Here is an 11,520-nt window from a genome sequence, read left to right on the forward strand (position 1 = left end):
GCCAAGGGCCCGCCTTATGGCTTCGGCTGTCGCATCAGAACCGGCGCCGGGAACAACGAAAAAGGCGGCAGCGGACCCGCCGTTGCCGCCCTCCGATTGGCTTGCTTCCGCGACTCAGGTCGGACGCAGCGCCTTGGTGCCGAGGTCGAGCTCGTTGACCTGCTTGTTCCGCTCGGAATCGGCCGCCGCACGATGGTCGGTCGCCAGCACCACGTAGACCGCGGGCAGCACGAACAGCGTGAACAGCGTGCCGATCGACATGCCGGCGACGACGACCAGACCGATCGAGAAGCGGCTGGCCGCACCTGCGCCGGTCGCGGTCAGCAGCGGGATCAGGCCGGTCACCATCGCGGCCGTGGTCATCAGGATCGGCCGCAAACGGATGCGGGCCGACATCTCGATGGCCGAGCGGCGGTCGAGCCGCTCCTTGACCTGGAGCTCATTGGCGAACTCCACCATCAGGATGCCGTGCTTGGTGATCAGACCGACCAGGGTGAGCAGACCGACCTGGGTGTAGATGTTCATGGTCGCCACGCCGAAGAACAGCGGGATCAGAGCGCCGACGATCGCCATCGGCACCGAGATCATGATCACGAACGGGTCACGCAGGCTCTCGAACTGCGCCGCCAGCACCAGGAAGATGATGATCAGCGCGAAGCCGAAGGTGATCGCGAGCTGGTTGCCCTCCTGCACATACTGCCGGGAGTCGGCCAGATAGTCGTGGCTGAAACCCTGCGGCAGCTTCTTAGCCTCGCCTTCGAGGAAGTCGACCGCGGCACCGACTGTCACACCGGGCATCGGCACGGCCGAGAACGTCGCCGAGTTGAGCTGGTTGTAATGGGTCAGCGAATTCGGGTCGGTCCTGGTCTCGATCGACACCACGGTCGACAGCGGCAGCTGCTGGCCGGTGTTGGTGGTCACATAGTAGCCGCCGAGCGATTCCGGCGAGAGCCGCTTGCCGCGCGGCACCTGCGGGATCACCTGGTAGGAGCGGCCCTCGAGATTGAAGCGGTTGATGTAATTCCCGCCGAGCAGCACCGCGAGCGTCGAGCCGAGGTTCTGCATGTTGATGCCGAGATCCTGCGCCTTGGTGCGGTCGATCGTCACCTTCACGTTCGGCTGGTTGTAGGCGAGGTCGCTGTCGGAGACGATGAACATGCCGCTCTTGCGCGCAGCGGCCTTCAGCTTCTCCATCTGTTCATAGACCGTCTGGAAACCGGCCGTGGAATTGATCACCATCTGGATCGGCAGGCCGCCCGGTCCGCCCGGCAGCGGCGGCAGGTTGAACGCGAAGGCCTGCACGCCCTCGATCTTGGAGAGCTCGGCCTGCACCAGCGGCTTCAGCTGGATCGACGAACGCTTGCGCTCGTCCCAGGGCTTCAAGAGCATGCCGGCGATGCCGCCCTGCGGGCCGTTGATGCCGTTCAGCACGAAGCGCAGATCGGTCTCGGGGAATTTCTGGAATTCCTTGTCGAGCTTGTCGCCGTAGAAATCGACATAGTCGATGTTGGCGTATTTCGGCGCCTTCGTCACCGCGAACACGATGCCCTGGTCTTCCTCAGGCGCCAGCTCCTTCGAGGTGTGCATGTAGAGGAAGCCGACGAGGCCGAGGATCGTGATCGCGAACAGGCCGGTGATCGCCTTGTAGTCGAGCGAGCGGTCGAGCTTGCGGCCATACCAGCGCGTTATCGCGCCGAACACCCGGTTGACCAGCTTGGCGAAGCGGCTCTCTTCGGTGTTCTTCAGCAGCACCGAGCACATCATCGGCGACAGTGTCAGCGCGATCACGCCCGACACGATCACCGAGCCGGCAAGTGTGAAGGCGAATTCGCGGAACAGTGAACCGGTGAGACCGCCGAGGAAGCCGATCGGCGCATACACCGCCGCGAGGGTGATGGTCATCGAGATGACGGGCCCGACGATCTCGCGCGCGCCCTGCAGCGACGCCTGGACCGGCGTCTTGCCCTCCTCCAGATGGCGATGGATGTTCTCGACCACGACGATGGCGTCGTCGACCACGAGGCCGATCGCGAGCACCATCGCGAGCAGCGTCAGCAGGTTGAAGCTGAAGCCGAGCGCCAGCATCAGGGTGCAGACGCCGATCATCGACAGCGGGATGGTGACGACGGGAATGATGACCGAGCGCAGCGAGGCCAGGAACAGGAAGATCACCACGATCACGATGATCACCGCTTCGCCCAGCGTCTTCTCCACCTCGTCGATCGAGGACTGGATGAATTTGGTCGAGTCGTAGGCGACCTTCATCTTCATCGACGGCGGCAGATTGCGCTCGAGTTCGGGGAACAGCGCGCGCACGCCCTTGACCAGGGTCAGCGGATTGCCTTGCGGCGTTGCCTGCACGCCGATGAAGATAGCGTGCTCGCCGTTGAAGGCGACGCTGGCGTCCGTGCTCTGGGCCGCAAGCTCGACGGTGGCGATGTCCTCCATCCGGACGAAGCCGCCGTCCTTGGCCTTGACGATCATCTTCTTGAACTGGTTGACGTCGGTCAGGCCGGTATTCGTCGACACGTTCGAGACGATGAGGTAGCCCTTGGTCTGGCCCGCCGCGGACTGGAAGTTGTTGGCCTGGATGGCAGCGGCAACGTCGGCCGGCGACACGTTGCGGCCGGCCATCTTCACGGGATCAAGCCAGAGCCGCATCGCGAAGGTCTGGCCGCCCAGGATGTCCGCCGAGGCGACGCCGTCGACCGTCGACAGCACCGGCTGCACCACGCGCGTCAGATAGTCGGAGATCGCCGAACCCGACAGCTCCTCCGAGGAGAAGCCGAGATACATCACGGCCGTGGTCTGGCCCGTGGTCTTGGTGACGATCGGATCGTTCGATTCCTTCGGGATCAGGTACTTCACCGAGTTCGTCTTCGCCAGCACCTCGGTGAGCGCCTGGTTCGGATCGAAGTTGAGCTTGATGTAGACCTGGATGGTCGAGGTGCCGAGCACCGAGGAGGAGGTGATGTAGTCGACGCCCTCGGCGGAGGCGACCGCCTGCTCGATCGGCGTGGTGATGAAGCCCTGGATCAGGTCCGCGGACGCGCCGGGGTAGACGGTCGTGATGTTGATGACCGTGTTCGACAGCTTCGGATATTGCCGGATCGGCAGCACCATGGCCGCGCGCAGGCCGATCAGCAGGATCAGCAGGCTGACGACGACCGACAGAACCGGGCGCTTGATGAAAATATCGGTAAAGGCCATCGCGGGCGATCTCGATTTCTTTTGTCTCAAGATGCGTGATCCGGCCGGGCCGGATCACGCGAGGAGGTTGTCAGTAGCGCGGCGGCTGCGCGGGGATCTGCGGAGCCGGGTCGGTCGAAATCGCGACCGGCGCGCCCGATTGCAGCTTCAGCTGGCCGACGGCGACGACCTTGTCGCCCGCCTTCAAGCCCTTGACGATCTCGACGCGGCCTTCGACCCGGTTGCCGGTCTGCACGAAGGTGCGCACCGCCGAGAGGCTGGTCTTGCCGTCCTCTTCCTTCTTCTCGGTGATCACGAATACCGAGTCGCCGTACAGCGTGTAGTCGACAGCCGTTTCCGGGACGGTGATCACCGCCGGCTTGTCCGGCAGCACCACCGTCGTGGTCACGAACATGCCCGGCTTCAGGATCTTCTCGGGATTGGCGATCGTGGCCTGCACGCGGATGTTGCGGGTGTCGGTCGCGATCTGCGGCTCGATCGTGGTGATCTTGCCCTCGAAGGTGCGGCCCGGATAGGCGTCGACCTTCAGCCGAACGGTCTGGCCGACCTTGAGGCTGCCGGAATCCTTTTCGGTGACGGTGAAGTTGGCCCACAGTTCCGACAGGTCGGTCAACGACACGATCGGGGTGCCGGCCGTCAGATACTGGCCGACCTCCACCTTGCGCATGCCGAGATCACCCGAGAACGGCGCGCGCACGAGCTTCTGCGAAATGAGCGCCTCGGTCTTTGCGATCCCCGCCTGTGCCTGGTCGTAGGCAGCCTGCGCAGTATCGACGGTTGCCTGAGGGCCGAACTGGCGCGAGGCCAGCTGCTTGGCGCGGTCCAGCGAGAGCTGCGCGACGGTCGCCTGCGCCTTGTAGTTGGCGAGATCACCCTGATCCGGCGCGTCGAACAGCTGCACCAGCGGCGTGCCGGCTTCGACACGCGTTCCCGGCTCGAACTTGATCTCGGTGACGCGGCCGTTGACGTCGGCGCTGACGTCGACCTGGTGCACGGCGACGAGGCTGCCGACCGCCGTGAGCAGGTTCGGCACCACCTCCGACTTCGCCTCGGCTGCGCTGACGGCCGTCGGCGGCGGCTTGTTGTTGGCGAAGAACTGCTTGATCATCTGGCCGCGGAAATTGTTGAACCAGACGAGGCCACCGACGAGCACGGCTAGCAGCGTGCCGACGATGATGAACCAGAGCACCGGCCGGACCGGACGCTTGGGAGCCTTGTTGTCGATCGGTTCGCCCGAAATCTTGTGTTCGGCTACGATGTTCATGTCATGCACTTTCTGCAATCGCCGTCTTGCCCGCATCCGCGGCCTGATCGCGGCCCAAATGCGAAGCAATTGCGGCGTCGTTAAATCCGATACCCCTCAGGAGAAACTCACAGAGCTGCCGCTCCAGCTCGTTCGCCTTGCCGTAAGCGAGACAGGGCGCAGCCGGCAGCCTGGTGAGCGCAGCCATCATCACCGCGTGATGCGCAAACCAGAACAGGTTGAGCGGATCGCCGCTGAAAGGCCGCGCGTCACCGCTGGCAACCGCACGCTCGAGCGAGGCGACGAAGACCGCCCCGATCAACTTCTCGATTTTGGCATATAGCAGACGGGCGAATTCGCCATCATCCAAATGACTCGTGGCCATCAGTCGCAGGCGCTGCGCTTCTTCCTGATCGGGACCGTCGGCGATGTTGAGGAAGTGCTGGACCATGCCACGGATCAGCTCGACCAGGGCCGCCGTCGACGGCTCGCGCTCGAGCAGCTCCATCAAGGCCGGATCCGCCTCGCACTCGTCGCTGAGGATTTCGGCGTACAGCGCCGCCTTGGACGGGAAATGCTTGAACAGCAGCGCCTCGGAAATGGCAGCAGCGGCCGCCACGCTCTTCGTCGTGGTGCCGTTGTATCCGTGGCGGGCAAAGCAGCGTTTCGCGGCACCGAGGATCAACTGACGCCTCAGGTCGCTCGTCATACGCAATGAGCTCATGATTAGTGAGTAAGCACTCACCCACGCAAAAGTCAAGCACTATGCTGCATCGCAACCTGTACGCGGTGCAAAATCAGTGGAAATTGATCCAGTCCGCACGGAGCGCGTGCAGGGACCCGATCCGCGACGACTTAAATCGGGTGGAAGCCGAGGTCCCCGCGGATCCGGTTGACGATGTAGGTCCCGTCCCGGACAGGCAGAATTCGATCCAGATTGGCGCTGTCGATCTTCACATTGGCAAATCGCGGGCCCGCCGATACGTCATGGACCGCTTTGGCGAAGGCCTCCACCTCGGCAATGGTCGAGATCGACTGGCTGTCCTTGATGCCGCACGCCCTGGCGACGCCGACGAGGTCGGCGGCGGCGGAGGTGTGGCTGGTCTGGCCGCCGGTCTCGCCATAGGCCTCGTTGTCGAGGACGACGATCGAGAGGTTGGCCGGCCGCTGCAGACCGATGGTGGCAAGGCTGCCCAGGCCCATCAGCATCTCGCCGTCACCGGTAATGACCAGCACTGGCAGCTTTGGCTGTGCCAGTGCCAGACCCAGCCCGATCATTGCGGCGCCACCCATGCCGCCCCAGAGATAGAAGTTGCGGGCGTGGTCGCCGGCCGCGCACATGTCGTTGGTCGAGGCACCGAGGCCGCCGATCGCAACCACGTCCTTGCGGTTCGCAAGCAGGGTGGAGACCACCTGACGGCGGTCGAGGAGATTGGCCTTGCTCATTTGGTGAAAACCTTGGCGCCGATCAGGCGCTGCGACAGCAGGACGGCGGTGGGCGTGAGCGCGTTGAAGGCTTGCGATGCAGCCGCCTCGAGTACGGCGGGCACCTCGGCCGCGTGCGAGGCGCGCAGCACCTGAATGCGCGACAATTCGAACACGCCCTGGGTGGTCGACCCCATCGGCACCTGCCACGGATTGAACTCGCCCCACTCGCCGCGCATGGTGACGAGGGTGAGGAACGGGAAGCGCAGGATCGGGATCAGCGACAGCATGTTGATGCAATTGCCGACGCCGCTCGACTGCATCAGCAGGACGCCGCGCTGGCCACCTGCCCAGGCGCCGGCGAGCAGCGCCACGCCCTCCTCCTCCGTCGTCAGCGCAATGCCGCGCATGGTGGAGGAGTCCAGCACGCGCTGGATCAGTTTCGAATGACCTGCATCGGGCACGTATGGCACCTGCCGCACGTCGAAGCGTTGCAGGATAGCGAAAATATCGTCGGGCCAGTTCGGCGCCGTGTCGGCAGCGTCAGCGCGTGCGTGCATTTTCCTGTCCGGTCGGCTAGCAAGGTGCAAAGACTGTAGACGCATGCACGCGCCGACCAGAACAACAAAAACGGCATAACGGCTTTAACCGGCGAGTATAACGGGATGAACGCAGATGCGAAGACGCTGGCGGCCAGCTTCGACCTCGAGAAGCTGACGCCTGAATTCTACGACAACCCCTATCCGACTTATCGTGCACTGCGGGAGAACGAGCCGGTCAAGCGCCTGCCGAACGGCACCGTGTTCCTGACCCGCTATGACGACCTCGTCACCACCTACAAGAACACGAAATCGTTCAGCTCGGACAAGAAGCGCGAGTTCGCGCCGAAATACGGCGAGACGCCGCTCTACGAGCACCACACCACCAGCCTCGTCTTCAACGATCCGCCTTCGCACACGCGTGTGCGCCGCCTGATCATGGGCGCGCTGTCGCCGCGCGCGATCGCGGGGATGGAGGGCGATCTCGTCAAGCTGGTCGACGGCCTGCTCGACGCCATCGCCGCCAAGGGCGCGTGTGAGCTGATCGAGGATTTCGCCGCCTCGATTCCCATTGAGGTGATCGGCAATCTGCTCGACGTGCCCCATGACGAGCGCGGACCGCTGCGCGACTGGTCGCTGGCGATCCTCGGCGCGCTCGAACCCGTGGTCTCACCCGACGTCGCCGCGCGCGGCAACAAGGCGGTGACGGACTTTCTCGCCTATCTTGAAACGCTGGTCGCGCGGCGGCGCGAAAAGCCGGGCAGTCCCGAGCGCGACGTGCTGACGCGGCTGATCCAGGGAGAAGAGAGCGGCGAGCGGCTGACCGAGAAGGAGCTGCTGCACAATTGCATCTTCCTGCTCAATGCCGGCCACGAGACCACGACCAATTTGATCGGCAACGGCCTGGTCGCGCTCGACCGCCATCCGGACCAGAAGCAGCGGCTCATCACCAACCCTGGCATGATCAAGACCGCTGTGGAGGAGATGCTGCGCTACGAGAGCTCGAACCAGCTCGGCAACCGCATGACCACCGAAAAGGTCGAGCTCGGGGGCGTCGTGCTCGAGGCCGGGACATCGGTCACACTGTGCATCGGGGCCGCCAACCGCGACCCCGCGCAGTTTCCCGACCCAGAGCGTTTCGACGTCGCGCGGACGCCGAACCGGCATCTCGCCTTCGCCACCGGCGCACATCAATGCGCCGGCATGGCGCTGGCGCGGCTGGAAGGGGCGATTGCGATCTCGCGCTTCCTGGCGCGCTTTCCGGATTACGCCGTGAGCGGCCAGCCGGTAAGGGGCGGTCGGGTGCGGTTCCGCGGGTTTTTGAGCGTGGCTTGCTCGATCGGGTGAAGGCCTCCAAACAAAAACGTCTAAAACAACCCCATGCACAGTAGAGGCCGAGTCGACGAGCGACACCTGGTGGTTCGGCAGAACCATCTGACGTATCGGGCAAATCGGGCTGCGCCGCGCATCGGGGGGCATGTAAGGCTTCCAAGGCGGCGGGCTGATACCCAAATCAGACTGAAGGCCGCCGGTGCAGTCGATTGACACATCCGCGCGCAGCAATGGAGTGACGACAGATGAGCTCGTCGGTCATTGATTTCATCGCAACGGAAGCACGCTTTGGCGCCCAAAACTACGCGCCGATCGGGGTCGTCCTGTCGCGCGGAGAAGGTGTCTGGGTCTGGGATACCGAAGGCAACCGCTATCTCGATTGCCTCTCGGCCTATTCCGCGGTCAGCCAGGGCCACTGCCACCCCAAGATCCTGGCGGCGATGGTCGAACAGGCGCACAGGTTGACGCTCACCTCGCGCGCCTTCCACAACGACCAGCTCGCCTTGTTCTACGAGGAGATCGCGGCGCTCACCGGTTCCCACAAGGTGCTGCCGATGAACAGCGGCGCGGAGGCGGTCGAAACCGCGATCAAGTCGGTCCGCAAATGGGGCTACGAGGTGAAGGGCGTGCCGGACGGTCAGGCCGAGATCATCGTCTGCGCCAACAATTTCCACGGACGCACGCTCGGCATCGTCGGCTTTTCGACCGATCCCGAGACACACGGACACTTCGGGCCGTTCGCGCCGGGCTTCAAGATCATCCCGTTTGGCGACGCCGCGGCGCTCAAGGAGGCGATCACTCCAAACACCGTCGCCTTCCTGGTCGAGCCGATCCAGGGCGAAGCCGGTGTCGTCATTCCTCCCGCCGGCTATTTCACAGAGGTCCGCCAGCTCTGCACCGCCAACAACGTGATGCTGGTGCTCGACGAGATCCAGACCGGGCTCGGCCGCACCGGCAAGCTGCTCGCCGAGCAGCACGAGGGGATAGAGGCGGACGTGACGCTGCTCGGCAAGGCCTTGTCCGGCGGCTTCTATCCGGTATCGGCCGTGCTCTCGAACAACGACGTGCTCGGGACCTTGCGACCGGGGCAGCATGGTTCGACCTTCGGCGGCAACCCGCTTGCCTGCGCGGTGGCGCGCGCGGCGATGCGCGTGCTGGTCGAGGAAGGCATGATCGAGAACGCGGCGAGGCAAGGCGCCCGCTTTCTGGAAGGCTTGAAAGACATTCGCGCCAATACGATCCGCGAGGTGCGCGGGCGCGGCCTGATGCTGGCGGTCGAGTTGCATCCCGAGGCCGGCCGCGCGCGCCGCTACTGCGAGGCGCTCCAGGGCAAGGGCATCCTCGCCAAGGATACCCATGAGCAAACGATCCGCATTGCTCCGCCGCTGGTGATCACCAGCGATCAGGTCGACTGGGCGCTGGAGCGGCTCGCCAGCACCCTGACGCAGGATTTCTCCTGAGGCGGCCTGCGTCGGAAGATCGCAATGCCGGCCGCAACCGCCCACGAACGATTCCGCCGGCTGAGCGTTGAAGGTCGTGGGCGATTACGAGCTGGGAGCGACGATCATGCTTCCGCAGGGCGTTTGCCTGACGAGTGTTTTAGTTGGTCTCTGGATGCTGACGGCGAGCGTCAGTGCGTTCGCGCAAGGCCAGGGACATGGACGAGGCGGGCCACCCGGGGCCGCCGCAGCGCCCTCGGCACGGCCAGCAGCACCACCGGCCATGGCCCGTCCGGCGGCGCCGCCAGTCATGGCACGTCCCGCCGCACCGGCCTTCCATCCCCCGGCCATGCCGCAGCGACCGGCCATGGCGCCACATATCGCCGCACCGCCGCCGCGGGCGGCCCCGCACGTGGCGGCGCCGCGGCCTGAATTCCATCGGGCGCCGGCAGCACCGCAACGCCCGGCCGTGGCACCCCGGCCGACGCCGCACATCGCCGCTCCCTCGGCCGCTCCCTCGCGGCCCGGCGGAACGCCGGCCGCGAGCGAGCGGCTGTCGGGGCGGGATCAGATCGAACAGCGCGCGCAGCAGCGCCAGCAGCGCCAGGAAATGGTGCAGCAGCGGCAGCGCGAGATGCTGTCGCGCCAGACCACGGAGCGTCAGACCCGGATCGATCGCCTGCAACAGCGCGTGCAGCAGCTGCAGTCGCAGAAACCGGAAGGCGCGCGGGCGCTGCGCGAGCAGCAACGGACGCTCCAGGCGCAGAACCGCCTGCTGCAGCGTGAGCAGCGCGCGCAGCAAAGCGACCTTGCGCGCCAGCAGCGGCTTGGCCTCCAGGCTCCGGCCGGGCGGGCGGCAGCGACTACAGCCGCGGCCGCAGCCGCTGCGCAGGCTGCCCAGCGCGGACGGTTCGCCGAGCGCTTCCGCGAACAGACCCCTGCGCAACAAGCCCAGGCGGCGCTCACCACGCGCCAGAGCGGCTGGGCCCCCCGGCAGGCCTGGCGACACCGCCATCCCGCGGTGTTCGTGGCCTGGCTTGGACCGGTGTTCTGGCCTTACGCCTATTCCGACATTTTCGACTACACGTTCTGGTCCTACGCCTACGAGCCCGGCTATTGGGCGTACGCGTATGACGATTTCGTCGACACCGTGTTCTGGGGCGGTGACAGCCCCTATTCCGCCTATGCCAGCATCAACCCATACGACTATCCGCAAGCCGGCGGCGGCCGCGTTCGCCAGCGCGGCAGCGTCGGCCCGCAAACGCTGCGGCAATTGTGCGGCACGCCGGACAAGGGCGTGACCGCCTGGCCGCTTGCCGACATCGCGCGGGCCGTGCGGCCGACACCGGAGCAACGCGCGCTGCTCGACGAGCTGAAGACCGCGGCGGCCAACGCTGCCGGTGTGTTCAAGGACTCCTGCGCGGAAAGCTATGCGCTGACTCCGCCTGGCCGCCTGCGCGCGATGATGAACCGCCTCAGCGCGACGCTTGAAGCCGTCAAGATCGTGCGGCCGGCACTGGAGAATTTCTACAACTCGCTCAGTGACGAGCAGCAGGCCCGCTTCAACGCGCTCGGTCCCAATGTCGGCGAGCGCTCGCCGCAGCAGCAGCAAGCCAGCGCCGAGGGTTGTGGCGATCCGAAATCCGGCCTGACCCAGTTGCCAATTCAAAGGATCGAGGCTGCGCTCCAGCCCGCCGGCAAGCAGAAGGAGGCGCTCGACCGCCTCGGTGATGCAACAGCCAGGGGCGTTGAGGCCCTGCAGGCGGCTTGCCCGAACGATGTCCCGCTGACCCCGGTCGGACGGCTGGAGGCGATGCAGTACCGGCTCGAGGCGATGCTGACGGTCGCCAAGCTGGTCGAGCCTGCGCTGGACGAGTTCTACGCCACGCTCAGCAGCGAGCAGAAGGCGCGCTTCAACACGCTGCAACAGGTCGTCGCGAGCCCGTAAAGGCGACGTCGCGTTCTGATCTCATGCGGAGCTCGTCTACCGCCCGGCATCATTCGCGGTTTCGATCGCTTGAGGATGCGCGATCTCACTCGAGCCAATGGCGTTGCATTGTTGGAAATGGGAAGACACTTCGAGGTCGGCCAGATGATCCCAGTATTCTGCTTTTGCGAGCAGCTTCCATTTGTTCATGCTGTTGTACGCCGCCTGTTGACGGCACAGTGAGCTCATCGCACGCAAGCGTCGCACTTTCTCCACCGCGAACCTCCCTCCGCGCTGCTTGTTCGTAAGCGCGTTTGTGTTGTCAGAGCTTCGCAGATTGAATTGACGAGTCATAGTCCGGGATTCGACGGTGAAATGGATGATAGCGCAATCGTCTGACTTTTC

General features: G+C 65.0%; 9 protein-coding genes. 3 read left to right on the top strand and 6 right to left on the bottom strand.

The window, feature by feature from the left end; genetic code table 11:
- Positions 1 to 114: 114 nt before the first annotated feature.
- From ACRQ5Q_RS30480 to ACRQ5Q_RS30500, 5 genes are all read right to left on the bottom strand, one after another.
- Positions 115 to 3,210 carry a MexW/MexI family multidrug efflux RND transporter permease subunit gene (locus tag ACRQ5Q_RS30480; RefSeq protein ID WP_439374125.1) on the bottom strand — a complete coding sequence of 1,032 codons (3,096 nt, stop codon included), beginning with the start codon at positions 3,208 to 3,210 and terminating at the stop codon, positions 115 to 117.
- Positions 3,211 to 3,280: 70 nt separating this feature from the next.
- Positions 3,281 to 4,474, bottom strand: a complete 1,194-nt coding sequence (locus ACRQ5Q_RS30485) for an efflux RND transporter periplasmic adaptor subunit (RefSeq protein ID WP_439374124.1) — start codon at positions 4,472 to 4,474, stop codon at positions 3,281 to 3,283.
- Position 4,475: 1 nt separating this feature from the next.
- On the bottom strand, positions 4,476 to 5,177 hold the full coding sequence (locus ACRQ5Q_RS30490; protein ID WP_439375536.1) for a TetR/AcrR family transcriptional regulator: 702 nt from the start codon (positions 5,175 to 5,177) through the stop codon (positions 4,476 to 4,478).
- A gap of 131 nt (positions 5,178 to 5,308) precedes the next feature.
- Entirely contained in the window at positions 5,309 to 5,899 is a 591-nt protein-coding gene (locus tag ACRQ5Q_RS30495) for a thiamine pyrophosphate-dependent enzyme (RefSeq protein ID WP_439374123.1), read from the bottom strand.
- Positions 5,896 to 6,438 (bottom strand): phosphonopyruvate decarboxylase, encoded by a 543-nt coding sequence (locus tag ACRQ5Q_RS30500; RefSeq protein WP_439393647.1) that lies wholly within the window; start codon positions 6,436 to 6,438, stop codon positions 5,896 to 5,898. Before ACRQ5Q_RS30500 ends, ACRQ5Q_RS30495 begins: the two co-directional genes overlap by 4 nt.
- Before the next feature lie 105 nt (positions 6,439 to 6,543).
- Here ACRQ5Q_RS30500 and ACRQ5Q_RS30505 point away from each other — a divergent pair, with 105 nt between their 5' ends.
- From ACRQ5Q_RS30505 to ACRQ5Q_RS30515, 3 genes are all read left to right on the top strand, one after another.
- On the top strand, positions 6,544 to 7,764 hold the full coding sequence (locus tag ACRQ5Q_RS30505) for a cytochrome P450 (RefSeq protein WP_439393649.1): 1,221 nt from the start codon (positions 6,544 to 6,546) through the stop codon (positions 7,762 to 7,764).
- A gap of 230 nt (positions 7,765 to 7,994) precedes the next feature.
- Complete coding sequence (rocD, locus tag ACRQ5Q_RS30510; RefSeq protein WP_439393651.1) at positions 7,995 to 9,209, top strand: ornithine--oxo-acid transaminase; 1,215 nt, start codon at positions 7,995 to 7,997, stop codon at positions 9,207 to 9,209.
- 289 nt (positions 9,210 to 9,498) lie between these two features.
- The gene (locus ACRQ5Q_RS30515) at positions 9,499 to 11,136 is read left to right on the top strand and encodes a Spy/CpxP family protein refolding chaperone (protein ID WP_439393653.1); all 1,638 of its coding nucleotides are present in this window, start codon (positions 9,499 to 9,501) and stop codon (positions 11,134 to 11,136) included.
- 36 nt (positions 11,137 to 11,172) lie between these two features.
- Here the strand turns inward: ACRQ5Q_RS30515 and ACRQ5Q_RS30520 are convergent, their stop codons facing one another.
- Positions 11,173 to 11,391 carry a hypothetical protein gene (locus tag ACRQ5Q_RS30520; protein WP_439393655.1) on the bottom strand — a complete coding sequence of 73 codons (219 nt, stop codon included), beginning with the start codon at positions 11,389 to 11,391 and terminating at the stop codon, positions 11,173 to 11,175.
- Between the last annotated feature and the right edge of the window lie 129 nt (positions 11,392 to 11,520).

Source organism: Bradyrhizobium sp. PMVTL-01 (assembly GCF_051861855.1).
Taxonomy (GTDB): domain Bacteria; phylum Pseudomonadota; class Alphaproteobacteria; order Rhizobiales; family Xanthobacteraceae; genus Bradyrhizobium.